The 24,729-nt window shown below is 70.1% G+C and carries 26 protein-coding genes; 5 read left to right on the forward strand and 21 right to left on the reverse strand.

Annotated elements, in window-relative coordinates; genetic code table 11:
• Positions 1-2 precede the first annotated feature (2 nt).
• The 3 genes from ACFHNC_RS23075 to ACFHNC_RS23085 all read right to left on the reverse strand — a co-directional run bounded on the left by ACFHNC_RS23075 (position 3) and on the right by ACFHNC_RS23085 (position 2,910).
• Positions 3-329 (reverse strand): hypothetical protein, encoded by a 327-nt coding sequence (locus ACFHNC_RS23075; protein WP_437171594.1) that lies wholly within the window; start codon positions 327-329, stop codon positions 3-5.
• A 62-nt stretch (positions 330-391) separates the two neighbouring features.
• On the reverse strand, positions 392-1,591 hold the full coding sequence (locus ACFHNC_RS23080; RefSeq protein ID WP_437171595.1) for a DUF1501 domain-containing protein: 1,200 nt from the start codon (positions 1,589-1,591) through the stop codon (positions 392-394).
• Positions 1,588-2,910, reverse strand: coding sequence for a DUF1800 domain-containing protein (locus tag ACFHNC_RS23085; protein WP_437171596.1), 1,323 nt, complete (start codon positions 2,908-2,910; stop codon positions 1,588-1,590). The genes ACFHNC_RS23080 and ACFHNC_RS23085 overlap by 4 nt, the downstream gene beginning before the upstream one ends.
• A gap of 211 nt (positions 2,911-3,121) precedes the next feature.
• Here ACFHNC_RS23085 and fusA point away from each other — a divergent pair, with 211 nt between their 5' ends.
• On the forward strand, positions 3,122-5,203 hold the full coding sequence (fusA, locus tag ACFHNC_RS23090) for an elongation factor G (protein WP_437171597.1): 2,082 nt from the start codon (positions 3,122-3,124) through the stop codon (positions 5,201-5,203).
• 61 nt (positions 5,204-5,264) lie between these two features.
• Here the strand turns inward: fusA and ACFHNC_RS23095 are convergent, their stop codons facing one another.
• From ACFHNC_RS23095 to ACFHNC_RS23125, 7 genes are all read right to left on the reverse strand, one after another.
• Positions 5,265-5,708: a MaoC/PaaZ C-terminal domain-containing protein gene (locus ACFHNC_RS23095; RefSeq protein WP_437171598.1), complete on the reverse strand. Its 444-nt coding sequence runs from the start codon at positions 5,706-5,708 to the stop codon at positions 5,265-5,267.
• Positions 5,705-7,198 carry a tripartite tricarboxylate transporter permease gene (locus ACFHNC_RS23100; RefSeq protein ID WP_437171599.1) on the reverse strand — a complete coding sequence of 498 codons (1,494 nt, stop codon included), beginning with the start codon at positions 7,196-7,198 and terminating at the stop codon, positions 5,705-5,707. Before ACFHNC_RS23100 ends, ACFHNC_RS23095 begins: the two co-directional genes overlap by 4 nt.
• A gap of 10 nt (positions 7,199-7,208) precedes the next feature.
• Entirely contained in the window at positions 7,209-7,667 is a 459-nt protein-coding gene (locus tag ACFHNC_RS23105; RefSeq protein WP_437171600.1) for a tripartite tricarboxylate transporter TctB family protein, read from the reverse strand.
• 65 nt (positions 7,668-7,732) lie between these two features.
• Positions 7,733-8,722 (reverse strand): tripartite tricarboxylate transporter substrate binding protein, encoded by a 990-nt coding sequence (locus ACFHNC_RS23110; RefSeq protein ID WP_437171601.1) that lies wholly within the window; start codon positions 8,720-8,722, stop codon positions 7,733-7,735.
• A 121-nt stretch (positions 8,723-8,843) separates the two neighbouring features.
• The gene (locus ACFHNC_RS23115; protein ID WP_437171602.1) at positions 8,844-9,527 is read right to left on the reverse strand and encodes an MlaA family lipoprotein; all 684 of its coding nucleotides are present in this window, start codon (positions 9,525-9,527) and stop codon (positions 8,844-8,846) included.
• Positions 9,527-9,982, reverse strand: a complete 456-nt coding sequence (locus tag ACFHNC_RS23120; RefSeq protein WP_437171603.1) for an NfeD family protein — start codon at positions 9,980-9,982, stop codon at positions 9,527-9,529. Before ACFHNC_RS23120 ends, ACFHNC_RS23115 begins: the two co-directional genes overlap by 1 nt.
• Positions 9,967-10,926 (reverse strand): SPFH domain-containing protein, encoded by a 960-nt coding sequence (locus ACFHNC_RS23125; protein ID WP_437171604.1) that lies wholly within the window; start codon positions 10,924-10,926, stop codon positions 9,967-9,969. Before ACFHNC_RS23125 ends, ACFHNC_RS23120 begins: the two co-directional genes overlap by 16 nt.
• Before the next feature lie 266 nt (positions 10,927-11,192).
• Between ACFHNC_RS23125 and ACFHNC_RS23130 the strand changes: the two genes are divergently transcribed.
• Positions 11,193-12,611: a M20 family metallopeptidase gene (locus tag ACFHNC_RS23130; protein ID WP_437171605.1), complete on the forward strand. Its 1,419-nt coding sequence runs from the start codon at positions 11,193-11,195 to the stop codon at positions 12,609-12,611.
• Positions 12,612-12,813: 202 nt separating this feature from the next.
• Here the strand turns inward: ACFHNC_RS23130 and ACFHNC_RS23135 are convergent, their stop codons facing one another.
• The 4 genes from ACFHNC_RS23135 to ACFHNC_RS23150 all read right to left on the reverse strand — a co-directional run bounded on the left by ACFHNC_RS23135 (position 12,814) and on the right by ACFHNC_RS23150 (position 16,628).
• Positions 12,814-14,109, reverse strand: a complete 1,296-nt coding sequence (locus ACFHNC_RS23135) for a TRAP transporter large permease (protein WP_437171606.1) — start codon at positions 14,107-14,109, stop codon at positions 12,814-12,816.
• Positions 14,110-14,114: 5 nt separating this feature from the next.
• Complete coding sequence (locus ACFHNC_RS23140; protein WP_437171607.1) at positions 14,115-14,624, reverse strand: TRAP transporter small permease; 510 nt, start codon at positions 14,622-14,624, stop codon at positions 14,115-14,117.
• A gap of 53 nt (positions 14,625-14,677) precedes the next feature.
• The gene (dctP, locus tag ACFHNC_RS23145) at positions 14,678-15,718 is read right to left on the reverse strand and encodes a TRAP transporter substrate-binding protein DctP (protein ID WP_437171608.1); all 1,041 of its coding nucleotides are present in this window, start codon (positions 15,716-15,718) and stop codon (positions 14,678-14,680) included.
• A gap of 94 nt (positions 15,719-15,812) precedes the next feature.
• A complete protein-coding gene (locus tag ACFHNC_RS23150; protein WP_437171609.1) occupies positions 15,813-16,628 on the reverse strand; it encodes a sulfotransferase family protein in 816 nt (271 codons plus the stop codon).
• A gap of 116 nt (positions 16,629-16,744) precedes the next feature.
• On the opposite strand from ACFHNC_RS23150, the gene leuB reads away from it, so the two are divergent.
• Positions 16,745-17,857, forward strand: coding sequence for a 3-isopropylmalate dehydrogenase (leuB, locus tag ACFHNC_RS23155; protein ID WP_437171610.1), 1,113 nt, complete (start codon positions 16,745-16,747; stop codon positions 17,855-17,857).
• Here the strand turns inward: leuB and ACFHNC_RS23160 are convergent.
• Both ACFHNC_RS23160 and ACFHNC_RS23165 read right to left on the reverse strand, forming a co-directional pair.
• Complete coding sequence (locus ACFHNC_RS23160; protein WP_437171611.1) at positions 17,854-18,570, reverse strand: carboxymuconolactone decarboxylase family protein; 717 nt, start codon at positions 18,568-18,570, stop codon at positions 17,854-17,856. The genes leuB and ACFHNC_RS23160 overlap by 4 nt on opposite strands.
• A complete protein-coding gene (locus ACFHNC_RS23165; RefSeq protein ID WP_437171612.1) occupies positions 18,567-19,520 on the reverse strand; it encodes a Bug family tripartite tricarboxylate transporter substrate binding protein in 954 nt (317 codons plus the stop codon). The genes ACFHNC_RS23160 and ACFHNC_RS23165 overlap by 4 nt, the downstream gene beginning before the upstream one ends.
• A 186-nt stretch (positions 19,521-19,706) precedes the next feature.
• Here ACFHNC_RS23165 and ACFHNC_RS23170 point away from each other — a divergent pair, with 186 nt between their 5' ends.
• Positions 19,707-20,222: a cysteine dioxygenase gene (locus ACFHNC_RS23170; RefSeq protein WP_437171613.1), complete on the forward strand. Its 516-nt coding sequence runs from the start codon at positions 19,707-19,709 to the stop codon at positions 20,220-20,222.
• A gap of 40 nt (positions 20,223-20,262) precedes the next feature.
• Positions 20,263-21,186, forward strand: coding sequence for a DMT family transporter (locus tag ACFHNC_RS23175; RefSeq protein ID WP_437171614.1), 924 nt, complete (start codon positions 20,263-20,265; stop codon positions 21,184-21,186).
• A 13-nt stretch (positions 21,187-21,199) separates the two neighbouring features.
• Here the strand turns inward: ACFHNC_RS23175 and ACFHNC_RS23180 are convergent, their stop codons facing one another.
• The 5 genes from ACFHNC_RS23180 to ACFHNC_RS23200 form a co-directional block, all read right to left on the reverse strand.
• Entirely contained in the window at positions 21,200-21,421 is a 222-nt protein-coding gene (locus ACFHNC_RS23180; protein ID WP_437171615.1) for a YdcH family protein, read from the reverse strand.
• Positions 21,422-21,589: 168 nt separating this feature from the next.
• The gene (locus ACFHNC_RS23185) at positions 21,590-22,972 is read right to left on the reverse strand and encodes a metallophosphoesterase (protein ID WP_437171616.1); all 1,383 of its coding nucleotides are present in this window, start codon (positions 22,970-22,972) and stop codon (positions 21,590-21,592) included.
• A complete protein-coding gene (locus ACFHNC_RS23190) occupies positions 22,972-23,661 on the reverse strand; it encodes a CBS domain-containing protein (RefSeq protein WP_437171617.1) in 690 nt (229 codons plus the stop codon). The genes ACFHNC_RS23185 and ACFHNC_RS23190 overlap by 1 nt, the downstream gene beginning before the upstream one ends.
• Before the next feature lie 72 nt (positions 23,662-23,733).
• The gene (locus ACFHNC_RS23195; protein WP_437171618.1) at positions 23,734-24,144 is read right to left on the reverse strand and encodes a PaaI family thioesterase; all 411 of its coding nucleotides are present in this window, start codon (positions 24,142-24,144) and stop codon (positions 23,734-23,736) included.
• Positions 24,141-24,729, reverse strand: a 589-nt coding sequence (locus ACFHNC_RS23200) for an amidohydrolase family protein (RefSeq protein WP_437171619.1), incomplete at its 5' end; no start/stop codon positions are given. The genes ACFHNC_RS23195 and ACFHNC_RS23200, both read right to left, overlap by 4 nt.

The following is a 24,729-nucleotide window of genomic DNA, read 5'->3' on the forward strand; positions in this document are numbered from 1 at the left end:
GCTCAGCCGGCCGGGTGCCAGCGCACCACCTCGCTCGTCTCCGAGGTTTCGCCATCGGTCACGCCAACCACGGCGGAGACATCCACCTGGCCGCGGCCGGGCACCTCCAGCGTCGGCGGCTCCACATTGACGATCCGCGATCCGGTTGGCGCTTCCACATGGCCGGCGGGGCGCGCCTCGGTGGCGGGGGTATCGGCATCGCCGGCACTCGTGGCGCTGCCGCGGCCGCCATAGCCAACGCCTTCCATCGGCGCGAAGGAATAGCGGGCCTCCGATGCGCCATCCGGGTGCTGCGTCTCGTAGCGATAGAGGGGGAAGCGTTCGGCCATGCGCGCGGTCCTGTCCTGTTCGGGGCTGCAACGCCGGGCGCGCGCCAGCGGTTGCAACCAGCTCAGGCGCGGACCAGCCCCCGCATGGCCGACGCCGCGTTGCTGCCGGGGAAGGCGCGGGCCACGGCGTCTTCGGGCAGGCGCAGATGGTCGCGCAGCAGGCCCTTGGCGACGCTGCGGAGGTCCAGCGTGGGCTGCAGGTCCCGGTTCTCGAACAGCTTGTCCTCCGCCAGCCCCGGCCAATCCGCCAGCACTCGCCCGCCGGTCACGGCGCCGCCGGCCAGGAAGGCGACGCCGCCGGTGCCGTGATCCGTGCCCATATTGCCGTTGATGCGCGCGGTACGGCCGAATTCGGTCACCACCAGCACGGCGGTGCGCGCCCAATGCTCACCCAGATTGTCCCGAAGCTGGCCCAGCCCCTCATCCAGCGCCCGCAGCGGGCCCAGGATGCGGCCGATCTGCGCCACATGCGTATCCCAGCCACCAAGCTCGAGCGCCGCCACGCGGGGCCCGCCCGCTTCCGCCAGCAGGCGGCCTGCGATGCCCGCCAAGCGCGGGAAGGTGACGCGCTCGCGGTTGGTTTCGGTCTCGCCGAGCGCCTGCTGCGCGAAGCCGCGGCTGCGAAGGCCCTCGGCGAAACTCCGGCCGAGGCGCGGATCAGCCTCCTGAAGCGCCGCCAGCCGGTACATCAGCTCGGCTGCCGGCCGGTTGAGCCCCGGCGGGGCATAGGCACCGACCGGCACAGAGCCGCGCAGCAGCAGCGGCACGCCAGTGCCGACCGCCAGCCCGGTGCGCACCTGTTCGCCCGGCGGCAGCGCCTGCAGGGCACGGTTCAGCCAGCCGCTGGCCAGGCGCTGGTCGCTGCCGGCCTCCAGCAGGTCCTGCGCCTCGAAATGGCTGCGGCTGCGATAGGGGCCGGCCACCGCATGCAGCACCAGGGCCTGGTTTGCGGCGAACATCGCATGGAGATTGGCCAGCGCCGGATGCAGCCCGAACAGGCCGCCAAGGTCCAGAAGCCCGCCTTCCTGTCCTGGTTCCGGCAACGCCAGCGGGCCGCGCAGCGGCGCCAGGCCGGGGTCGCCATAGGGCTGCACCGCGTACAGCCCATCCAGCGCGCCGCGCAGCAACACCACCACCAGCCGCCGATCCCCCGGCGCCTGGCCGAAGGCGAGCCGGGACTGGCCGGCCGCGAAGCTGGCGCCGAGACCCAGCAGCAGGCCGCGACGGCCGATTCGGAAGGAGGCATGGGGCGCGTCGGTCATCGGTGCATGAACTCCGGGCTGCCGAGCAGCAGGGTCAGCGAATCGCGCATCGAGCCGGCGCGACGCATCTCGCGTACCGTCTCCGCCCGCCCAAGCGGGCCGAGTGCGGCCTCCGCCGCCGCCATCCCATCCGCCCGCTCCATGCGGCCGGCCAGGGTGCCGGCCAGGGTGAAGGCCCAGTCGATCCGGCGCATCAGCGCCTCCGGCGTCGCCCATTCGGCGGCGATGTCGGGCCAGCCGATCGGCTGCGGCGCGATCCAGAGCGGCTGGCCGAGGCTGGCCATGCCGCCCAGCACGTGCCGTGCCTGGCGCGCATCGAGGCCCAGTGCCCGGCTGGCGGCCAACACATAGTCCACCGGCGCCCGCAATTTGGTCAAAGGCGGGTCCCAGGCCTGCGGCAGCGCCACCAGGGCGCGGCTGGTCGCGGCGAGGTCGCCCTTGCTGTCCCGCAACACCGTCTCCAGCGCCCGCACGGCCTCTGGCGGTGGGGTGTCGGCCACGAAATGCCGCGCCAGCTTCACGGCCAGGTGCCGCCAGGTCGCGGGGTGTTCGGCGAGCATGCGCAGCGCCGCCTCGCCCGCGGCCTCGCCGGGGCCGAAGCGGCGGCCCAGCAGGAATTTCTCGCCCGGCTCATGGGTGAAGCGGCGGAACTGGAAGCCGGGGGCGTCACCCTCCGCCACGAAGCTCCAGCCGGTGAGGATCTTGGCCAGCTCCTGGACATCGTTCTGCGTGTAGCCGCCGGCGGGGGAGAGCGTGTGCAGCTCCAGCATCTCCCGCGCCAGGTTCTCATTCAGGCCGCGGCGGCTGCGAAGGCCGGCCGGGCTTCCCGGGCCGATGGAGCCCGCATTGTCCAGGTAGATCAGCATGGCCGGGTGCCGCGCCACCGCCACCACCATATCCGCGAAGCGGCCGGTGACATGCGGGCGGATGGCGTCCCGCTCATAGCTGCCGATCAGCACCGCGATGCTGCCGGAGCGGCGGCTGACGGTGAAATGGTTCATCCAGAAATCGACCAGCCTTTCCCGGAAGGGCTGCGCCGCTTCCAGCCGGCGCGCGGCCCAGCCCTCGGTTTCCTGCCGCAACAGGGCGCCGAGGGCAGCCCGGGCCTGCTGTGGGTCGCCCTGCGGGTCGCGGGGGCGGCGGGCCACCAGATCGGCGTTGCGAACCGCCAGCGCCTCGCCAAGGCCGGGGCCGTCCGGCGGCGGCGCGGGCTGGTCGATCTGGCCGAGCAGCCAGTCGCGCGGCCGCGCCGGGGGATCCTCCCCGAGTCTAAGACCCAGGCCGTAGCGGATGGCCGCGATGTGGCCGAGCGTGCTCATGGGATCAGAATACCACAGGCGGAGTGCGGGTGGCGTAACGGCTGGTGACATCGCCGCGCGCCGCATTGCCGCCAGTGCTTGCAAAAACCGGCGGGAGAGGGCATGTCCCGGCTCGACAAGCTTAGAGTCAGACAAACTCTCGGAACCATGGCGCGGGCGGCAACGGGCGAAAGCCTGAGGTCGAACCCGCTTTCGCGTATGGAGACCCATCGTGGCGCGCACTGAACTGGCCCTGATCCGCAACATCGGCATCACCGCGCATATCGATGCCGGTAAGACGACCACGACCGAGCGGATCCTGTACTACACCGGCAAGTCCCACCGCATCGGTGAGGTCCATGACGGCAACACCACGACGGACTACATGGCGCAGGAGCGTGAGCGGGGGATCACCATCACCTCCGCCGCCGTGACGGCGATCTGGAAGGATCACCGGATCAACGTCATCGACACCCCCGGGCACATCGACTTCAACATCGAGGTCAACCGGTCGCTGCGCGTGCTCGACGGCGCCATCTTCATCATCGAGGGCGTCGCCGGCGTGCAGCCGCAGTCCGAGACCAACTGGCGCCTGGCCGACCGCTACAACGTGCCGCGCATCATCTTCATCAACAAGCTGGACCGCACGGGCGCCGATTTCTATCGCGCCGCGGACACGCTGACCGAGAAGCTGGGCATCAACTGGGTGGCCCTGCAGCTCCCGATCGGCATCGAGGACACCTTCAAGGGCGTCGTCGACCTGGTGGAGATGAAGGCGATCATCTGGTTCGGCGACGAACTGGGCGCGCAGTACGAATACCAGGACATCCCGGACGACCTGAAGGAAAAGGCCGTCGAGTATCGCAAGAAGCTGGTCGATACCGCCGTCGGCATCGACGAGACGGCGATGGAGGAATACTTCGACAAGGGCGACGTTTCCGTCGAGACCCTGAAGAAGTGCATCAAGAAGGGCACCATCAGCGGCGAGTTCCGCCCGGTGCTGTGCGGCACCGCCTTCAAGAACAAGGGCGTGCAGCCGCTGCTCGATGCCGTGCTGGACTACCTGCCGAGCCCGATCGACATCCCGGGCATCAAGGTGGCTCCGGCCGAGGGCGAGGATGAGACCGCCGACCGCAAGGTGATTCCGGCCGATGCGGACGCGCCCTTCGCCGGCCTAGCCTTCAAGATCATCAACGACAAGTACGGCAACCTGACCTTCGTGCGCGTCTATCGCGGCACGTTGCGCCAGGGCGACATGGTGCAGAACACAACCAAGGACAGCCGCGAGCGTATCGGCCGCATGTTCCAGATGCACGCCGACAAGCGCGAGGAAATCAAGGAAGTCTTCGCCGGCGACATCGCGGCCTTCGTCGGGCTGAAGGACACGGGCACGGGTGACACGCTGGCGTCGAACGACGACCCGGTGATCCTGGAGCGCATGGCCTTCCCGGTGCCGGTCATCGACATCTCGGTCGAGCCGAAGACCAAGGAGGGCGTCGAGAAGATGACGCTCGGCCTGCAGAAGCTGGCGGGCGAAGACCCCAGCCTGCGCCTGCGCACGGACCAGGAAACCGGCCAGACCATCCTGTCCGGGATGGGCGAGCTGCACCTGGAAATCATCGTCGACCGCCTGATGCGCGAATATGGCGTGGACGCGCACATCGGCGCGCCGCAGGTGGCGTATCGTGAGACGATTACCAAGAGCCACACCGAGACCTACACCCACAAGAAGCAGTCGGGTGGCTCGGGCCAGTACGCCGAGGTGAAGATCGTCTTCGAGCCGAAGGAGCGCACCGAGGGCGTCGAGTTCGTCAACGGCACGACCGGTGGCTCGGTGCCGCGCGAGTATATCCCGGCGGTGGAAAAGGGCATCAAGGTGCAGGCCGATACCGGCGTGCTGGCCGGCTTCCCGACTGTGGACTTCAAGTACACGCTGGTGGACGGCAAGTACCACGACGTCGACTCGAGCGCCCTGGCGTTCGAAATCGCCGCCAAGGCCTGCTTCCGCGAAGGCATGAAGAAGGCCGGCCCGGTGATCCTGGAGCCGATCATGGACGTGGAAGTCACCACGCCGTCCGACCATGTCGGCGACGTCGTCGGCGACCTGAACCGCCGCCGTGGCGTCATCCAGTCGCAGGACATGGCGGGAACCTCCGTCATCGTGCGCGCGCATGTGCCGCTGAAGGAAATGTTCGGCTACATCTCGAACCTGCGTGGCATGACCAAGGGCCGCGCCAGCTTCTCGATGCAGTTCCACCACTACGACCCGGTGCCGCGCAACGTCGCCGAGGAAATTATGAAGAAGTCCGCCTGATCCCAACCGGGTCGGCGGCCAGCGAGCGGCGCGGGGGGCAACCCCCGCGCCGTTTCGCGTTTCAGCGCTTCAGGAAATGCGTGCCCAGCGCATCCAGCACCAGCGTGCCATCGCCCGCGGTTGCCACCAGGTAGCGCAGCTTCGCAACAGCCATCTCCGGCTTGCTGCGGCTGGTGCGGATCTCCACCACCACAAGCCGCATCGTCACCGGCTCATCCGGGCCGAGCGGCGCCGGCCAGGTCAGTTCCGCGCCACCGCCGGCCAGGTTGATTTCGGCCAGCAGGCCACTGCGGATCAGGTGGCCGACCGCGGCGGAGTAGGTGTGCAATCCGCTGGCCACCAGTCGGCCGAACACCGAATGGCGGGCTGCCTCGTCGTCCAGGTGGAAGGCCTGCGGGTCCCAGCGGGCGGCGAATTCCAGCACCTCCGCCCGCGGCAGCACGAAGCCGCCGAGGTCGAATTCCATCCCGGGCGCGAGTTCATCGGCCGAGCGTAGCGGCGTCATGCAGCGCCCGGCACCGGGGCGCGGCGGAAACCGCGCGCCAGCATCACCAGCCAGATCATCAGCGTGCAGACACCCAGCGTGCCGGCAATCGGGCGGCTGAAGAAGTCCAGGAAGGCGCCATCCGCCTTGATCATGGATTGCACGAAGGTCTGCTCCAGCATCTCCCCCAGCACCAGGCCCAGGATCAGCGGCGCGATCGGAATGCCGTGTTCCTCCATGATCCAGCCAAGGATGCCCATCGCCAGCATCAGCAGCACGCCATACAGGCTGTTGGTCATGGCGAAGCTGCCCACCAGGCAGAACAGCAGGATCACCGGCAGCAGCAGGTTGCGCGGCACGCGCAGGATCTGGCGGGCGGATTTGATGGCCGCATAGCCCAGCGGTAGCATGATCAGGTTCGCCAGGATGAAGATCAGGAACACCGAATAGATGAGCTGCGGGTTCTCCTGGAACACCGTCGGCCCCGGATTCATGCCCTTCATGTAGAGCACGCCGATGACGATGGCGGTGATGCTGTCGCCCGGGATGCCGAAGACCAGCGCCGGAATCCAGGCACTGCCCAGGGCGGAATTGTTGGCGGAGGTGGCATCGACGATGCCCTCCACCTCCCCGGTGCCGAACTTCTCCGGCTGCTTGGAGAAGCGCTTGGACACGGCGTAGCTGATCCAGGCGGCGATGTCGGCGCCAGCGCCGGGCAGGGCGCCGATGGCGGTGCCGATGAAGCTGCCGCGCAGGAAGTTCAGCCAATAGCGCCGGAACACGCCGCCAATCCCGCGGAACAGATTGCCCACCGCCTGGGTGACGACCTTGGTGGTCGCATCCACCGTCACCGCGCCGCGCATCAGCTCGCTCACCGCGAACATGCCGATCATGGTGGCGATGAAATTGACCCCGCCCATCAGGTTCACATTGTCGAAGGTGAAGCGCGGGAAGCCGGCGGCTGGGTCGATGCCGACGGTTGCCAGCAGCAACCCGAAGAACAACGAGAGAAAGCCCTTCACCGGATCGGCGTTGGACATGAAGACGGCACAGGTCAAGCCAAGGCAGGCGAGCCAGAAATATTCGTAGGAGGAGAAGTTGATGGCGACTTCCGCCAGCATCGGCGCGAAGGCGATCAGCACGGCCACGCCAATCAGCCCGCCGCCGACCGAGAACACCAGGTTCACGCCCATGCAGAGGTTCAACTGCCCCTTCTGCGTCATGGCGTAGGATTCATCGGCGTAGGCCGCGGAGGCCGGCGTGCCCGGCATCCGCAGCATGGCGCCGGGAATGTCGCCGGCGAAAATCGCCATGGTGGTCGCGGTGACGATGGCACCGAGTGCCGGCACCGGCGGCATGAAGAAGGTGACGGGCACCAGCAGCGCGGTGGCCATGGTGGCGGTCAGTCCCGGCATGGCGCCGACGAACATGCCGAAAATGGCGGACAGGCCGATCACGGCCAGCACGAAGGGGTCGAAGACCAGCCCAAAGGCCTGCGTCAGCGCGTCCATCAGCCGGCCCTCACAATACGCTGTCGAGGATGCCGCGCGGCAGCGGCACGCGCATCAGCCCGGCGAAGAACCAATGCACCAACAGAGTCATCCCCGCCGCCACCGGCACCGCCACCACCGGCCGCGCCTTGAACCACAGGAACAGGCCGAGCAGCAGCAGGAAGGCGGTCGGGATGAAGCCCAGCGGGTCCGAGACCAGGATATAGGCCACGGCCGCCAGCGGGATCAGCAGGAAGGAGATCACCCGCGCGGGCTGCACCACCCAGCCATCCACCACCAGCAGCGGTGCCCGGCTGCGCACACCGCGCATCACAAGCACCAGCGCGCAAAACCCGATGCCGGCAGCCAGGATGCGCGGGAACAGGTTCGGCCCGTAATCCTGTCCGGGGAAGGCGGGGAAGAAGTTGGTCAGCCACCAGATCCAGCCCGCGAATCCAAGCAGGATCGCGCCCAGAAGGGCATCGTTCAATCGCATTTCAGGCCTTCCGGACGGCGCCCAGGCAAAGGGGGCGGCGGCGCCGCCCCCACCGAAGTTCAGCCGCGTGCCAGGCCGGCGCCGCGCATGGCCTCGCCCATGGCGCGGTCGCCTTCCGCCATGAAGCTGGCGAAGCCGGCCGCGTCCTGCCAGACCGTGCCGAAGCCACGGCTGGTCATGAATTCCTTGAACTGCGGATTGTCATAGGCCGCCTTCAGCGCGGTGCCGAGGCGCTGGGCCACCGGCGCCGGCAGGTTCTTCGGCGCGGCGATGCCACGCCAGGCGCCGACCGAGTAGTTGATGCCCAGCGTCTCATTCAAGGTGGGCACCTGGGCGAACATCGGGTTGCGCGCCGGCGCCATGATGGCGAGCGACTTGGCGCGGCCGGCATCGATCATCGCGCGGGCCTCGGGCACCGAGCAGGTGACGATATCGACGCCGCCGGCCGCCAGTTCCTGCATAGCCGGCGCCGCGCCGTTGGAAGGCACCCAGCGCACATGGTCGCCCTTCAGCCCCATCGCCTGCAGCCAGCCGACCAGCGCCAGGTGCCAGATGCCGCCCTGGCCGGTGCCGCTCGCCTTGAAGGTGCCGGCCGGCCGCGCCTTGATGGCATCCGCCAGCGCCTTGATGTCGGCATAGGGCGAGTTGGTCGCCACCTGCACGCCCGGCGGATCGGAGTTCATCAGCGCCAGCGGGGTGTAGGAATCATGCTTGAGCTGGGTCAGCCCCTGCCAATGCATCATGGTGATTTCCACCGTGATCATGCCGATGGTGTAGCCATCCGGCTGCGCCGTCGCGATGGCGGAATGGCCGACCACGCCCGATCCGCCGGTGCGGTTCACCACATTCACCGGCTGGCCGAGGTCACGCTCCAGCAGGCTGCCGACGATGCGTGCCGTGGCATCGGTGCCGCCACCGGCGCCCCAGGGCACGATGAGCTGGATCGGCCGGTTCGGCCAATTGCCCTGGCCGAGGGCCGGCATGGCAAGCGGCACGGTCAGCGCGGCGCCGCTGGCGGCCAGCAGGGTACGGCGGGACAGCAGGGTCATGGTATCGTCTCTCCTCCTCTGCGCCCGGGTTGGTCCGGGGCGCTTGTCGGCAGGCTAGGCTGGGTTGCTTGGCGGCTTCAAGCCAGGAGAGGGGCGGCGAGCCCACTTCGTTGCGTCGCGGTCAGTCTTCCGCCGCCGCCGCGGTTTGCGCCGCACGATCCACCCCGCAGGTGGCGGCGCGGCGTTGCAGATAGGCGCTGCGATAGACCGCATAGGCGTCGAGCGCCTCCGCCTCGATACGACCCAGCTCGCCCGAGATTTCGCTGTAGGCGACCATCAGGTCGCCGCTGCGCCAGGGGATGAACACCTGCGGCCCGAGCGCCTGGGCCAGCCCGGCGCTGCTGGCCAGCAGCGCCCCGGCGTCGCGCAGGGTTGAGGGGCCGAGGATCGGCAGCACCACGTAAGGCCCGCTCGGCACGCCCCAGGCGCAAACCGCATCGCCCGGCTGCGCCACCCGCCGCGGCCAGCCCCATTCCGCGGCGCTGTCACGCACCCCGGCCAGGCCCAGGCTGGAATTGATGCCGAAACGGGCGGTCGCGTGCCAGGCGAGGCCGAAATCACCCGCCGCCAGCCCGGACAGTGCCGTCACCGGCTCCCGCAGGTTGGCGAAGGCATTGGCGATTCCGGTGCGGATCGGTGCCGGGGCATGGGTGACATAGGCGGCCACCACCGGATCCAGCACATGCGCCTGGACCAGGCGGTTGAAGCCATGGATGCGGCGATTCAGCCCTTCCAGCGGGTCCGAGGCAGCCTGGGCCGGGCCGGCGGCGAGCGCCAGCAGAAGCGCGGACAGGATGAGGCGCATCAGGCGGCGCGCCCCAGATCATCAGGCAGCGGGCGCACCACCAACACCACGCCCTCCACCGCCTCCACCTGCACCGGCGTGCCGAGCGGCGGAGTCGCCGCGCCCGCCACCAGCCGTGCCGGCCATTCGCTATCGCCCAGCCGGACGCGCAGCGCATTGTCCGGCCCGTGCAGCAGGATGGCGCGCCGCCCCGCCAGACCCGAATCGGGCGTATTCACCCGCTGCGCCGTGCGGCTGCGGAAGCGTCGCGTGGCCAGCGAGGCGGCGACGCCGCCGGCCAGCAGGGCCAGGAACACCAGCACATCCACCCCGAACCCGGGGTCGCCGGCCAGCAACATCACCAGCCCGGTGCCAATCGCGGCGAGGCCGGCCCACAGGATATAGACGCCGGGCAGGACCAGTTCCGCTCCCAGCGCCACCAGCCCGACCAGGATCCAGATCAGGCCCGGTTCCACGGACGATCCCCCGGCAACAGGCCGCCGCCCGGCGGCGGGGCGCCTGGTGTGGTCGGGCCGCTCGGCGTGCCACGCAGCAGCTCCATGGCCTGCGTGATGCCGCCTGCGAGCGCCGCGCTTTCCATCGGCACGATGACGAGGCGGGAGGACGGGTTGGCGGCCATCGCCTCGAAGGCCTTCACATATTGCTGGGCGATGAAGTAGCGCAGCGCATCGGCACCGGCCCCGGCGGCGGCTTCCGCCACCATCTTCGTGGCGTTCGCCTCGGCCTGGGCCAGCGCCTCCCGCGCCTCCGCATCGCGCAGCGCGGCGTCGCGGCGGCCCTCGGCCTGAAGAACCAGGGCCTGCTTCTCGCCTTCCGCCTTGGCGACGCTGGCGCGGCGTTCGCGTTCCGCCGTCATCTGCAGGTTCATGGCGCGGATCAGGGTTTCCGGCGGCTCGATCTTGCGGATCTCGACGCGGCTGACCTTAGCGCCCCAGGGGTCCGTCGCGCCGTCCAGGATGTTCAGCAGGGATGTGTTGATGCGGTCGCGGGAGGACAGCGTCTGGTCCAGATCCATCTCGCCGATCACGGCGCGGATGTTGGTCATCGCCATGGCGACCAGCGCCTGGGTCAGGTCCTGTACGGCATAGGCGGCCTTGGCCGGGTCCATCACGCGGTAATAGACGATGCCGTCCACCGCGACCGTGGCATTGTCCTTGGTGATGACGGACTGCTCTGGGATGTCCAGCACCACTTCCTGCACGTTCAGCTTGTGTCCGACCTGATCTACGAAGGGGATGATGATGTTCAGCCCCGGGGATAGCAGGCGGGTGAAGGCGCCGAAGCGCTCCACCGTCCACACCTGCCCCTGTGGCACGGTGCGAACGCCCTGGGCGACGGTGAACACCGCCAGCAGCAGCAGCGCGATCAGCACGATGGTGGGTAGCGAAAGCTCCGGCATCTCTGGCCCCTTTGCGTTTCGGCGCCCAACGGGGCCGGCATGGGGCGCCGTTCTGGCGCGGGCTGCGGGGCGCCATCATGGCGCAGCGCCGGGGTCTTCCCGCTGCCGCAACGCTCCCCTTATGCCTCGGATCGGCAAATCTTGCCAGATCCCTAACGAGGCGCAGCGCACGGCCAGCTTGCCCGGTGCGCCGTCGATTGACCTCGGCACGCTGGCCGCCCGGCCCGATCCGCGCGATACTTCGGCTTTCGCCAAGGGAGCCTCTCATGCAGAATTCGGAACAGATCTGGCAGCTCGTCGACCAGCGGCGGGAGCCCTATGTCGAGCTTGCGGACAAGATCTGGGGCATGCCGGAGCTCTGCTACGACGAACACCGCTCCGCCGCCGAACACAAGGCGATGCTGGAGGCCGAGGGTTTTCGGGTCACCACCAACGTCGCCGGCATTCCCACGGCCGTCCTGGGCGAAGCCGGTGAAGGCGGCCCGGTCATCGCCATCCTCGGTGAGTATGACGCGCTGCCCGGCCTGTCCCAGGAAGCCGGCGTCACCGAACCGCGCCCGGTCGCCGGCGAGACGCGCGGCCATGGCTGCGGCCACAATCTGCTCGGCTCCGCCAGCCTGATGGCGGCCGCGGCGGTGAAGGACTGGCTGAAGGCCAACGGCCTGCCCGGCCGCGTGCGCTACTACGGCTGCCCGGCCGAGGAAGGCGGCGCCGCCAAGGGCTTCATGGTGCGCGATGGCGCCTTCGATGATGTGGACATCGCCATCACCTGGCACCCGGCGAGCTTCGCCGGCGTCGATGACGCGATTTCGCTGGCCAACACCCGCATCGACTTTTCGTTCGTCGGCCGCGCCAGCCACGCCGCGGCAGCGCCGCATCTCGGCCGCTCGGCGCTCGACGCGGTGGAGCTGATGAATGTCGGCGTGAACTACATGCGGGAGCACATGCCCTCCGACGCTCGCGTCCACTACGCCTATCTGGATGCCGGCGGCATCGCGCCGAATGTGGTGCAGTCCACCGCCAAGATCCGCTACCTGATCCGCGCCCGTAACGTGACCGAGCTCAACGCCCTGGTCACCCGCGTCCGCAAGATCGCCGATGGGGCGGCGCTGATGACGGAATGCACCGTCTCCACCCGCGTCGTCTCCGCGGTTTCGAACCTGCTCGGAAACACCGCGCTGGAGAAGGCGATGCACGCCAACCTGGCTCGCATCGGCGCACCGGAATGGGATGACGCGGACCGCGCCAAGGCCGCCGAATTCCAGGCGACGCTGTCCGAGGAAGACATCCTCTCCGCCTGGCGCCGCGTCGGCGTCGAGCCGCGCGAGGGCGAAGTGCTCTGCGAACAGGTGGTGCCGGAGAACGCCAAGGGCGTGCCGATGATCGGCTCCACCGATGTCGGCGACGTGTCCTGGAAAGTGCCGACCGTGCAGGCCCGCGGCGCCACCTGCGCCATCGGCACGCCGTTCCATTCCTGGCAGCTGACCGGCCAGGGCAAGCTCCCCGCCGCCCACAAGGGCATGGTCCATGTCGCCAAGGTCATGGCCGGCACCGCCATCGACGCCCTGCAGAACCCCGCCATCATCGCGGACGCCAAGGCCGATCACGCCAAGCGCACCGGCGGCAAACCCTACGAAAGCCCGCTCCCCGCGGATGCCACGCCGGCCCTGGATATGAGCCTGTAGGGCGCACCGGCGATTGCGAGGGGCGCTGCCCCTCGCGCACCCCGCGAAGGGGCAGTGGCCCCTTCGAACCATGGATGAGGGACAGGATGGAGGAGGGGCACAGCGCGCCCGCTTCATCCGAGCTCCCTCTCCGCCCCTCCTCCATCCTGTCCCTTTGACGTGGGTGCAGGGGGCAGAGCCCCCTGCCGTCGCCCGAGGCGCCCTACAGATCCCCGAACAGTCGCGGCAGGAACAGCGCGAGGTCGGGGATGAAGGCGACCAGCAGCAGCGCGGTCAGCATCGCCAGGACGAACCAGATCACCCAGGGCAGGGTGGATTCCATCGAGGCGCCGGCGACTTTGCAGGTGATCATCAGATTCACCGCCATGGGTGGGGTGAAGGCGCCGATGGCGACGTTCATGGTCAGCAGGATGCCGAACCAGGTCAGGTCCCATTCGAAGGCGCGCGCGATGGGCAGCAGGATGGGCAGGAACACCAGGAAGATGGAGATGGCGTCGATCAGCATGCCGGCGACCAGCACCAGCGCGGTGATCATCAGCAGCATGATGGTCTCGTTGCTCGTGATGCCGACCAGGGTTTGCGCCAGCGCGTCGAAGGCGCCGACGGTGCTGCCGGCATGGGCGAAGATGCTGGCGAGTGCGATGATCATCAGCACCACGGCGCTGATCTCGGCGCTGTCGCGCAGCACGGCGTAGAGGTCCGGCCAGCGCAGCACGCGGTAGATGAACAGCCCGACGAACAGCCCGTAGAACACGGCGACGACGGCGGCCTCGGTCGGCGTGAAGGCGCCGGAGCGCAGCCCGCCGAGAATGACGATGGGCGCCAGCAGCCCCCAGATCGCGTCCTTGAAGGAGGCCCAGAGCGGTGGCCGCACTTCCCCCACCGGAGGCATCCCGAAGCCGTGGATCCGCGCCAGCAGCACGGCCGGTACCAGCAGCGCCAGGCCCGCCAGCAGGCCCGGAATGACCCCGCCGAGGAACAGCGCCGGCACGGAAACCCCGGGCACCAGCACCGCATAGACGATGAAGGGGATCGAGGGCGGGATCAGCACGGCGGTGGATCCTGCCGCCGCGATCAGGCTGGCGGAATAGGCGCGCGGGTAGCCCTGCTTGATCATCGCCGGCAGCATCACGGCGGCGACGGCCGCCGCATCCGCCGCGCCCGATCCGCTGATGCCGCCGAGCACCAGGCAGACCATGACGGCGACAATGGCAAGCGCCCCGCGCCGCGGCCCGACCAGCGCCTGGGCGAAGATGACCAGGCGCGCGGCGACGCCGGCGCGCTCGAACACCATGCCGGCCAGCACGAACATCGGCAGCGCCAGTAGGGGATATTTGGCGATGCCGGTCCAGATGTTGGTGGGCAGGGCCATGATGCCCAGCCCCTCGATCGCGATCACCAGGAAGCCGGCCAGGCCGAGCGAGACGCCGATCGGCACGCCGAGGAACAGCAGCGCGAAGAACACGCCGAGCAGGATCAGGGACCCTTCGAGGACCATGGCTATCAGGCCCTCGCCACACGGATCATGCGGCCCACGATGCGCAGGCAGATCACGGCCGACAGCAGCGGCATCCAGACGGTGTAGTACCAGGACGGAACGCCGAGGCCCGGCGACAGCACCTCGAAGCGGTATTCGTCCCAGGTGTACCAGGCGCCGTACCAGGCGATGCAGCCGAAGATGAACAGGCAGGCCAGCAGCACCACCTGTTCGACCAGGCGGGCCAGCCTCACCGGCAGGCGTTCCGTGAAGAAGGTCATGCGGATGTGGCGGTCATTGCCGAAGGCGGCGGCGGCGCCGACGAAGGCCATGACCACCATCAGCGCCACCGAATATTCCTCGGTGAAGGCGAAGGAGACGTTGGTGAAGTAGCGCACCAGCACATTGCCGAAGGTGATCAGCGCGAGGATGCCCATGATGGCAGCGCCGATCGCGCCCTCGATGGTCACCGGAATCCGCGGCGGGGCTTCCCCCAATTTGAGGCCGGGGGCCTGGATGTCGGCGTGCTCGGTCATCGGGGCATCCCGCAGGCGGGCGCGGGGCGGTCAGGCCCCGCGCCGGCAGTCTCTCAGGCGCGGGCGCCGGACACGGCGGCCTCGGCACGGCGCACCAGGTCGGCGCCCACGGTCTGCGCGTATTTGTCATAGACGCCGCGGGTGGCGCGGGCGAAGACCTGCTTCTCGGCGTCCGACAGGATGGTGACGGTCACGTTGCGCCGGGCCAGTTCATCCAGCGAGCTGCGGTCGCCACCGGCGCCGAGGCCCTTGCGGCTGGCCACGATCTGCTCCTGCGCCGCTTCCTGCGCGCAGGCCCGCACCAGCGCCTGGTCCTCGGCCGAGAAGCTGGCGAGCACCGGCTTGGTCAGCAGGAAGATCCCGGCATCAGCCACGTAGTTCCAGATGGTCAAATGCCGCTGCGCCAGCGTGTCCATGCGGAAGCCGAGGAACAAATTCACCGGATTTTCCTGCCCATCCACCGCGCCGGTGGACAGCGCCGGCTGCAGATCGGCGAAGGACATCTGCACCGGGTTGGCGCCGAGGGCCGTGAAGATCTCGGCGAAGATGGCGCCCGCGGCGAAGCGGATCTTCATGCCGCGCAGATCCTCCGGCGTGCGGATCGCCTTCTTGCTGTTGGAGATCTCGCGGAAGCCGTTCTCGCCCCAGGCGACCGGCTGCACGTCCCGCGATTCCAGCGTGCGGAACAGCTCCGCCCCGATCGGCCCCTTGATGATGGCATCGAAGCCGCGGCTGTCCTGCAGCAGGAAGGGCAGGGAGAACAGGTTCATCTCGCGGATCTGCGGCGAGATGTTGATGGTGGAGAACACCGCGAAGTCGATCACGCCCTGGCGCATCGCCACCAGTTCCCGCGTCTGGTCGCCGCCGACCAGCTGGCTGCCCGGATAGACCTTCACGTTGATCCGCCCGCCGGAGCGTTCCGTCACCAGTTCCGCCCAGCGGAAGGCGCCATCGGCCAGCGGGATGGTGCGGTTGCCGACGACGGAGAGCTTGTATTCGGATTTGTAGCGGCTTTGCGCGCGGGCGACTTGCGGGGCCGCGAGCGCACCGGCAGCGGCGGCCAGCGCGATGCGCCGGGTGATCAGGCTGGTCATGCAAACCCCTCCCATTCTCCGCCGCACCTTGCCGGGCGGCTTGTCGTGGCGGGCAGAATGCGGGCCGCGGCGCCCGTTCCGCAAGAGGGAGGATTCAGACCGAAGCCAGCCAGGCGGCGGCGGCGTCGAAGACCTCCGGGTCCAGCCCCGGTTCGCCCGGCGCCCGGCGCAGCTCGGCGTAGGCGCGCTTGACCGCCGCCGGCACATCCCGGTCGCGCAGCAGCGTATCCGTATCCGCTTCATGGTGGCGCAGCGCGGGGCTCAGGAAGGCCACCGTCTCCAGCGCCGTGTCGCGCAGCACCGGCATGCCAAGCCGGGTGAGGAAGGCGCGCCAGTCGCGCAGCAGATCATCGTAATGCACCACCGCCCGGGGCAGGCCGCGGCTGCCCTGTTCGGCGGCCACCACATGCCCCAGCCACAGGCGCAGCGCCTGCGGCTTCGGCATCTGCTCCCGCACCTCCAGCGACCGCGCCACTTCCAGCGGGTTGCGGATTGGCAGCAGGGCGAGCGGCGCTGTGCCGAATTGCTCCAGCGCCGGGCGCCACACGTCCAGCAGCCGGCAGATGCGCGGGTCCTTCAGCACGAAGGGCGCCTCGCCGGGGAACTCGACCGCAAGCAGGGCCAGCGCCTCGGCGATGAAATCCTGCCGCGCCGACTCCGCCACCAGGCCGGGGGGCAGGGGGCGCGGGTCGTCGTAGCTTCGGCCGGCGGCGGCCAGGATGCGGTCATCCAGCGCGGCAACCGCGGCGGATTCCCAGTAGCCGCGCGGATTATCCGGCCGCGGGGCCATCACCCGCGCCGGCAGCGAAAGCCCATGCAGCGACAGCACGCGGGTCAGGGCGGAGGTGCCGGAGCGGTGCATGCCCAGGATGAGCACGGCGGGCCGGCGGTGGGGGGAAGCGTCCTGCATCAGCCCCGGTCTATGCCACGGCGTCCCCCCCTGCTGCAAAGCAACAGCCCGCGCGTGGCTTGACGGCGGGCGCCCGGGGCTGCGCCATGCGCGCCCAACTTGCTGGATTCCCCGCGATGACGCTCCCCGCCGCCACCCGCCCCCTGCAGGTCCTCGTCCTCGGCGGGGATGGAATCGGGCCAGAGGTGACCGCGCAGGCGCTGCGGGTGCTGCGCCACATGCAGGCGAAACACGGCCTGGCGTTGGACATCGAGGAACAGCCCTATGGCAACGCCACCTGGCGCGCCACCGGCCATCTGATGCCGGCGGCAACCCATGCAGCGGTGGAGCGCGCCGATGCCGTGCTGTTCGGCGCGGCGGACAGCCTGGACCGCGCCGGGATGCCAGCCGAGGAACGTGCCCGCGGCAGCCTGCTGACGCTGCGCCGCCGGCTCGGCCTGTTCGCCAACCTTCGCCCGGTACGGACGGAACGTGCGCTGGACGAGGTCTCGCCCTTCAAGCCGCGGACGCTGGCGTGCGTGGACCTTGTCTTCGTGCGAGAGCTGTCGGGCGGGGTCTATTACGGCGAGCCGCGCGGCATCGAGCGCGACGCGGATGGAAGGCGACGCGGCATCAACACGCATATCTATGACGAGGACCAGATCATCCGCGCCGCCCGCTTCGCCTTCGCGCTCGCCCGCGGCCGGCGCGGCGTGCTGACCTCTGTGGACAAGGCCAATGTGATGGAGGCCGGCGCGCTGTGGCGGCAGGTGGTGACTGCGCTGCACCATGACGAATTCCGCGACGTGAAGCTGGACCACATGCTGGCCGATACCTGCGGCCTGATGCTCAACCGGGACCCGAAGCGCTTCGACGTGATCCTGACGGATAATCTGTTCGGCGATGTGCTGTCCGATGCCGCCGCGGGGCTCGCTGGCAGCCTCGGCATGCTGCCCAGCGGCAGCCTTTCGGCACCCAGGCCGGATGGCAGGCGGCGGGCGCTGTATGAGCCGGTGCATGGCTCGGCGCCGGATATCGCGGGCAAAGGTGTGGCCAACCCGTTGGCCGCCATCCTCTCCGTGGCGCTGCTGCTGCGCTGGTCGGCGGGGGCGGAGAAGGTGGCGCGGGAGGTGGAGGCGGCGGTGACGGCGGCGCTCGATGCCGGCGCGCGTTGCGCCGACATCGCGCTGCCGGGCGAGGCCGTGCTTGGCACGGCCGGAATGGGCGATGCGGTGCTGGCCCGGCTCTAGCCGGGCGTCAGGCCCGCGGCTTCGTCATGTCCGCCCTGGCCGGTCAGCGCCGCCCAGGCCCGGAAGCGGGGGCTGGCGGGCAGGGTGCCGTCGGCGATCAGGCCGCGCCAATGGCCGCAGGCCTCGACGAAGCGCGGCACGCTGCCGGGGAACATCGCCAGGCTGATCGCCTCCGCCATCGCCTCCTCCTCCACGCCATCCGCATAGGCGGCGGCGAGGTGCCAGCCGAAGGGGCGCCAGCGGGCCCGGCACACCTGTACGGCGAGGCCGGCCAGATGCACCAGGCGGATCGGCGCCGCGGGGGCCACGATCCGCAGGGTTGCGACATAGCTCGCCTGCGGGTCGAAGGGCGCCAGTTGCCGGCCCCAGTCGCGCGCGGCGAAGTCGAAGGCCTCCGCGCCGATGGCGAAGGCTGCCGCGGCGAAGGCGGCGCCGATGGTCTCGTCCGTGCCGCCGGCGGCGCGGAACTTGGCGATGTGGTGGGTCGCCAGCGCCTCATCCGTCGCGGCCAGCACCGCCATCCAGACGAATTCGCGGTCGTGGTGGCTCAGCACCCGGTCATCGAGGGCCAGCGCCGTATAGGCCGCATCATAGCCCGCCAGCAGCTTCGGAAAGGCCAGCGCCATCAGCCCGTGATGCGGCAGCAGGTAGCCGCGCTTGGCCTTCACCTCGGCCAGGCGGGCTTCCAGCTCCGCGGTGGTTTCGTCGCTCATTCGACGCGGATATTCGCGCTGCGGGCGATATCGGCCCAGCGGGTGACCTCGCTTGAGACCATCTCGCTGTATTCGGCCGGGCTCATCCGGTTCGGCGGCGCGCCGAGCTGGGCCAGGCGCTCCACCATCGCCGGCGAATTGAGGCCGGCCACCACGGCGCGGTTGATCTCCGCCGCCTGGTCGGCCGGCATGCCGGCGGGGCCGGACAGGCCGAACCAATTAGTGGCCACCAGCGTCGGAAAGCCGGCCTCCACCACGGTGGGCACGTCCGGCCAGCGCGCGGCGCGTTCCGGCAGGGTGATGGCCAGCAGGCGCAGGCGGTCATTGTTGCCGATATCCGGCACCGCCGCGATCAGCCCCTCCACCTGGCCGCCGATGACATCCGTGGTGGCGGGCGCGCTGCCGCGATAGGGCACATGGGTGATGTCCACCCCGGCCGCGCGCTTCAGCAGTTCCAGCTTCACATGGCTCGACGTGCCGATGCCGGTGGAGCCGAAGCGCACCGCGCCGGCCTGCGCCTTGGCCCGCGCGACGAGGTCCGCCATGGTCCGGATCGGCCCGGCAGCGGACACCGCAATGGCGGAGGGCACCGCCGCGACCAGCGCGATATGCCGGAAATCGGTCACAGGATTGTAGGGCACGCTGCGATTCACCGCCGGGCCGATCGCCTGGCTGGCGATGTTGGACAGCAGGATGGTGCTGCCATCCGCCGGGCCACGCGCCACCGAATCGGAGCCGATGGCGCCACCGGCACCGGCCCGGTTCTCCACCACCACCGGTGCGCCCAGCGCCACCTCGATCTCCCGCGCCGCCAGCCGGCCGAGCAGATCGGCGGTGCCGCCGGCGGGGAAGGGCACCACCAGCCGCAGCGGGCGACGCGCCGGCTGGGCCAAGGCAGGGGCGGCCAGGGGCAGGGCGGCGGCGGCGGCAAGCAGGGTGCGGCGATTCATGGCGAGGTCCTCCGAACTTGTATCCCACAGCTTAGCGCCGGCCGCGCATTCGGCCAGGGGGTGCCTGTGCCGTGACGGCAATCACCTCCCATCCGCGTCACCGCAGCAAGAAACGTCTCCTTTCGGCTTGCAGGGTGGAAAAATACTCGTGTAGCCTTGGGGCTGACGAGGACAAACCGGACGCCCATGACCTTCATCCGCAGCCGCACCGCGCGTGAGACCATGCTGGCCGGCATCGCCGCCGCCGCCCGGGGCCCGATGGCGGGCCGGCCGCAGGCGGTGGGCGCGGCGATCCAGGCTTTCGCGGCAGACCCGGCGCTGCTGCACGGCCTGGATTGCCCCTGTTGCCCGGACCGCTATGTGCGCCACCTGCTGCACACCGACCCGGAGGGCGGCTATGCGGTGGTCGCCCTGGTCTGGCGCCCGGGCCAGATGTCCCCGGTGCATGGCCACAAGGCTTGGTGCGCCTTCGCCGTCCATCAGGGCACGCTGACGGAAACCTGGTACAGCCCGGCCGAGGATGGCCCGCAGCCGCATTCGACGCAGTTGCTGCGTCCGGGCGAGGGCAGCCATGGCGCGGCGGACCCGCTGCTGATCCATCGCCTGGCCAACCTGTCCTGCCGCACCGCCATCTCCATCCATTGCTACGGCGTCGGCTTCGATCGCTTCGGCCAGGATGTGAACGAGGTCCACGCCGCCTGAGCCTCCCCCTACTGGGATAAGCCGGCGCTCCGGCGTAGGCTTGCGCGGTGAAATCTCTCCCTTCGCGCGCGTGATCCTTCCGGGCCGCAACATCGTCATCGGCCTGCTGTTCGGCCTCGCCGCCGCTGTCATCTGGGGCGGGCAGGCGGTGGTCGCGCGCAGCGGCACCGTGGCGGGCTATTCGCCGCTCGATCTCGCGGTGCTGCGCTATGTGGCCGCGGCGCTGGTGCTGCTGCCCTTTGCCTGGCGGGCGCGGCGCGTGCTGGCGGAGATCGGGCTGCCCAAGCTGCTCGGGCTGGTCGCTACCGGCGGTGCGGCGAATGCGCTGCTGTTCGGCTGGGGGCTGGTCCACGCACCGGCCAGCCATGGCGGCACCATCGCGCCGATCACCTCCGCCGTCATGGGCGCGGTCATCGCCATCCCGCTGCTGGGCGAGATGCCCACGCGTGGGCGCGCCATCGCGCTCGGCTTCATCACGGCCGGCGTGCTGCTGATCGGCTGGGACGGGATCGGCGGCGCGCATCCGGGGGCCTGGCGCGGCGACCTCATTCTGATGGGGGCCGGCACGGTCTGGGGCGCCTTCACCGTGCTGCTGCGGCGCTGGCGCATTCCGGCGCTGGCCGGCAATGCGGCGATGTGCGTGCTGTCCGCCCTGGTGCTGCTGCCGCCCTGGTTGCTGCTGGGCGGCGGCGTGGTGCCCGACATGCCCTGGCAGACCAGCGTGCTGCAGGGCTTCGCGCAGGGGGTGCTGTCTTCCGCCATCGCCACCACGCTTTATGCCCGCGCGGGGGAGTTGATGGGCGCGACGCGGACCGCCTGCCTGACCACCATGGTTCCAGTGGCAGCGGTGTTGCTTTCCGTGCTAATCCTGCACGAACCGCTAGGCGTGGCGAAGCTGGCCGGGGTGGTGCTGGCGGTGGGGGCGATGCTGGTGGCGGTGCTGGTCACCGGGCGGCGAAGCTGAGGGGTGGCGCCTTTCAGCGCGCCGCATCCTCCCGCGCCCAGCGCGGCATGCCGCAGCCGCCGAGGGCCGCCATCCGGTCCTTCGCCAACAGCTTCTCCCGGCTGAGCCTGCGGATCAGCGCGCCATCTGGCGTGGAGCGCGCCAGTTCCGCGGCGATCAGCCGTTCGAGATCAGACAGGCGCTCCACCAATCGCAGCTTCAGCGTACCGCCCGACACGCCGCTTGCACCCTCCATGACGCCCTCGACCTCCACTTTCCGTCGCTGCGCGGGGGCGCGGCGGTTTATGGGAGGCCCGACATCGCGGTAGCAGGGGGGATACCGCCAGAGGGGCCCGAGCCTCCATCTGGAATCGTGGTCCTGGTTCTTGACGAATTCAAGACAAAACGACTCGCGAGCGCGTCATCACAAGCGGGCCAGCGCCCCTGCCACCAGCGGCTTCAATGCCAGGTTGGGGACCGGATCGAAGTGCAGCGCCTCGGTGCCGAGGAAATGTGCGGCGTTCATCCGCACCCAGCCATTGTTGGCCAGCAGGCCCGGGTGGCGCGGCAACGAGTTGACATAGGCGTAGTCGCCGATGCGCCCGGCCAGAGGCAGCGCCTCATCCTGGTTGAGCCGCGGGGCCATGGCGGCCAGTGCCGCCAGATCCGCGGGCGCGCGGAAGACCGGGCCGTCGAAGCGCAGGAAGGCATCGAAATCCAGCCGCCGCACCGGGCCGCCGGGCAGGCCGGTGCCGAAGCCGGTATGGCCCAGCAGCCCGGCGTGGCTGCCGGTGGCGCGCGCCAGGGCGGCGCAGGCGGCGCGGGCAGCCTGGGGCAGCTGCAGGGGGGCGGGCAGGTGGAACAGCACCTCCGCATCCTCCGGCGCCAGATGGGCGGCGGTGACCTCCCGCACCAGGGCGGCATGGGTGGGATCTTCCGCCTGGCCCGGCTCCACCGCCACCTCCCGCACCTCGATCCGCGGCAAAGTGCCGCCGAGGCCGAGCCCCACCACGCTCAGCGTGCGGTTCCAGGACCCGGTATGCAGGTAGCGCGTGGCGCCCTCGGCATGGGTGAAGCGCAGATGTTCATGCCCCCCCACCAGCAGCGTGCCGCCCGGCAGCAGCGGCAGGATCGCCCGGTCCGCCGCGATACCGGCATGGCTCAGCAGCACCCGGGCCTCGGCCTCGGCGAACAGGCTGGGCAGGCGTTCGCGCGCCCAGTCCACGGGCTTTGGCATGTCGATCAGCGCGCGGGCGGCGGGGCGGTAGGTGAGCGCCTCATGGGTGGCGAGGCCAAGCACGCGCAGGCGCCGGCCGCCCGGCAGGCGGAAGCCGGCGGACACTTCGGCGAAGGGCAGGCCGCTGCGCCGGTCGCGCAGATTGGACACCACCCGCAGATCCAGCTTGCGGGCGCGCGCCACCACCTCCGCCAGATCGTCGATCAGCGCCGTCTCGTGATTGCCGATGTTGAGCACCACGGGCGCGCGGCGGCGCAGCGCGGCCAGGAAGGTCCAATCCGCCACGGCCTCGCTGCGCCGGGCGATGGCGTTGCCCCGTTCGAAGACATCGCCATTGACCAGGATGAAGGCAGGCACGCCGCGATGGGCCGCCAGCACGGCATCGATGGTGCCGAGCAGGGCGGCCGCGCGTTCCATGGCCGAGTGCAGGTCGCTCAGCACCAGCAGCAGCGCATCGGCGCCGGCCAGCGACGCATCCCCGAGCCGTGTCTCCGCCCCGGCGGCTCGCGGCGCGCCCCAGCCCGCCGGAAGGGCGAGCAGGGCGCGGCGCGGCACGCCGGGCGCCAACATCAGGCGGCCACGCCGCCGAGGGCCGACCGCTCGACCATGATGTTCACGCCCTTCACGCCGGGGACCGTCTCCGCCAGCACCTTCAGACCGCGCAGCACCGCGTCGTTGCGGCAATAGCCATGGAAGGACACCACGCCGTCCTTCACGTCGAAGAAGATGGCGAAGGCATCGATCCAGGGCTGTTCCTTCATGGCATGCGCCAGCGCGCGCCGGATGCGCTCATCCGGTGCATCGGCGACCAGTTCCGCCGAGGGCTGCAGCAGCGCGCGGATCAGGTCGGCGCGGGAGACGATGCCCACCAGCCTGCCGTCGCGCAGCACGGGAATGCGGCGGATGGCGCGTTCCTCCATCGCCTTGGCCAGCGTTTCCACCGGTGTGTCTTCCTCCGCCGTCACGGCGCCGCGGGTCATCGCATCACCGGCGGTCTGGCCATGGGCGCGGGCGAAGCGGTCGGCCTGCTGGCTGGCCGATTCGAACAGGCCGGCGATCCAGGATTTCGGTGCATCGGCCGGCGCGGCCAGGCGGCGCAGCAGGTCGCCTTCGGTCAGCATGCCCAGCAGCTTTCCATCGGCATCGACCACCGGCGCGCCGGAGAATCCGCGTTCCGCCATGGCGCGGGCCGCGACGGCAATGGGTGTGCTGGGTTGGAAGGTGACCGGGTCGGCTGTCATCAGGTCGCGTGCACGCATGGCGTTCTCCTCGAGTGGCCCGGAAGGGCCGGCTGACAGGTGGCGCAGACGGGCGCGAAAGTGAAGAGGCTTTCACCTTTTCCGGAGGGTGGCCCAGCTTGTCGTCACATGCGCGCAGGGCTCCGCGGCACCCTCCGCGCGCAGCATGACTTCCCCATAGGACAAGGTTCGCCCGTGCTTGATGACACGCGCCTCCGCCAGCACCGCGGTGGCAGGCGGCGGGCGCAGGAAGGTGATGGCGAGGCTGGCGGTCAGGCTCTCATCACGCCCTTCGGTCAGCGACAGCAGCGCCACCCACATCGCCACATCGGCCAGCCCCATCAGCGCGGGGCCGGAGACGGTGCCACCGGGGCGCAGCAGATCATCCTTCGCCGGCAGCCGCAGCAGCGCCTGGCCCGCGCCGAAGGACAGCACCTCGATCCCCCAGGCGCCGGCGAGCGGCACGCCTTCGCGCACGCGCGCCTGCATGGCAGCGAGGCTCACCGCCCTTCAACCACGCGGCCGAGGCAGGGGTTGCGGCCGATCCAGTAGCACAGCTCCGCAGGGCGGGAGATGGCGTAGAGTGCCAGGTCGCAGCGCAGGCCGGGGGCAAGGGCGCCGCGATCGGCCAGGCCGAGGGCGGCGGCGGCATGCGTGGTGACGCCAGCCAGCGCTTCGGCCACCGTCAGCCGGAACAGCGTGCAGCCCATGTTCAGCATCAGCAGCAGGGTGGGTGCCGGGCAGGAGCCGGGGTTGAGGTCCGTCGCCAGGGCGATGCGCAGCCCGGCCGCGCGCATCGCGGCGATGTCCGGCAGATGGGTTTCGCGGATGAAGTAAAAGGCGCCGGGCAGCAGCACGCCGACGGTACCGGCGCGCGCCATGGCGGCGATGCCGGGCGCGCTGGCGTATTCGATGTGGTCGGCGGACAGCGCGCCGTAGCGCGCCGCCAGCGCCGCGCCGCCATCGTCGCGAAGCTGATCCGCATGCAGCTTCACGGGCAGGCCGAGGCGCTGCGCGGCGTCGAACACCCATGCGGTCTGCTCGGCGGTGAAGCCGATGGCGCTGTCGACGAAGCCATCCACCGCATCG

The sequence above is a fragment of the Falsiroseomonas sp. E2-1-a4 genome, from assembly GCF_051433165.1.
In the GTDB taxonomy this organism is placed as follows: Bacteria; Pseudomonadota; Alphaproteobacteria; order Acetobacterales; family Acetobacteraceae; genus Falsiroseomonas.

Bases quoted from the DNA above. Each gene is read 5' to 3' on its own strand.
- ACFHNC_RS23190 (WP_437171617.1), bottom strand. From the start codon at position 23,661: ATGCGTGCACGCGACCTGATGACAGCCGACCCGGTCACCTTCCAACCC.
- ACFHNC_RS23085 (WP_437171596.1), bottom strand. From the start codon at position 2,910: ATGAGCACGCTCGGCCACATCGCGGCCATCCGCTACGGCCTGGGTCTT.
- ACFHNC_RS23160 (WP_437171611.1), bottom strand. From the start codon at position 18,570: ATGAGCGACGAAACCACCGCGGAGCTGGAAGCCCGCCTGGCCGAGGTG.
- ACFHNC_RS23150 (WP_437171609.1), bottom strand. From the start codon at position 16,628: ATGCAGGACGCTTCCCCCCACCGCCGGCCCGCCGTGCTCATCCTGGGC.
- ACFHNC_RS23130 (WP_437171605.1), top strand. From the start codon at position 11,193: ATGCAGAATTCGGAACAGATCTGGCAGCTCGTCGACCAGCGGCGGGAG.
- ACFHNC_RS23165 (WP_437171612.1), bottom strand. From the start codon at position 19,520: ATGAATCGCCGCACCCTGCTTGCCGCCGCCGCCGCCCTGCCCCTGGCC.
- leuB (WP_437171610.1), top strand. From the start codon at position 16,745: ATGACGCTCCCCGCCGCCACCCGCCCCCTGCAGGTCCTCGTCCTCGGC.
- ACFHNC_RS23185 (WP_437171616.1), bottom strand. From the start codon at position 22,972: ATGTTGGCGCCCGGCGTGCCGCGCCGCGCCCTGCTCGCCCTTCCGGCG.
- ACFHNC_RS23135 (WP_437171606.1), bottom strand. From the start codon at position 14,109: ATGGTCCTCGAAGGGTCCCTGATCCTGCTCGGCGTGTTCTTCGCGCTG.
- ACFHNC_RS23180 (WP_437171615.1), bottom strand. From the start codon at position 21,421: ATGGAGGGTGCAAGCGGCGTGTCGGGCGGTACGCTGAAGCTGCGATTG.
- ACFHNC_RS23095 (WP_437171598.1), bottom strand. From the start codon at position 5,708: ATGACGCCGCTACGCTCGGCCGATGAACTCGCGCCCGGGATGGAATTC.
- ACFHNC_RS23170 (WP_437171613.1), top strand. From the start codon at position 19,707: ATGACCTTCATCCGCAGCCGCACCGCGCGTGAGACCATGCTGGCCGGC.
- dctP (WP_437171608.1), bottom strand. From the start codon at position 15,718: ATGACCAGCCTGATCACCCGGCGCATCGCGCTGGCCGCCGCTGCCGGT.
- ACFHNC_RS23075 (WP_437171594.1), bottom strand. From the start codon at position 329: ATGGCCGAACGCTTCCCCCTCTATCGCTACGAGACGCAGCACCCGGAT.
- ACFHNC_RS23140 (WP_437171607.1), bottom strand. From the start codon at position 14,624: ATGACCGAGCACGCCGACATCCAGGCCCCCGGCCTCAAATTGGGGGAA.
- ACFHNC_RS23125 (WP_437171604.1), bottom strand. From the start codon at position 10,926: ATGCCGGAGCTTTCGCTACCCACCATCGTGCTGATCGCGCTGCTGCTG.
- ACFHNC_RS23110 (WP_437171601.1), bottom strand. From the start codon at position 8,722: ATGACCCTGCTGTCCCGCCGTACCCTGCTGGCCGCCAGCGGCGCCGCG.
- ACFHNC_RS23115 (WP_437171602.1), bottom strand. From the start codon at position 9,527: ATGCGCCTCATCCTGTCCGCGCTTCTGCTGGCGCTCGCCGCCGGCCCG.
- ACFHNC_RS23080 (WP_437171595.1), bottom strand. From the start codon at position 1,591: ATGACCGACGCGCCCCATGCCTCCTTCCGAATCGGCCGTCGCGGCCTG.
- ACFHNC_RS23100 (WP_437171599.1), bottom strand. From the start codon at position 7,198: ATGGACGCGCTGACGCAGGCCTTTGGGCTGGTCTTCGACCCCTTCGTG.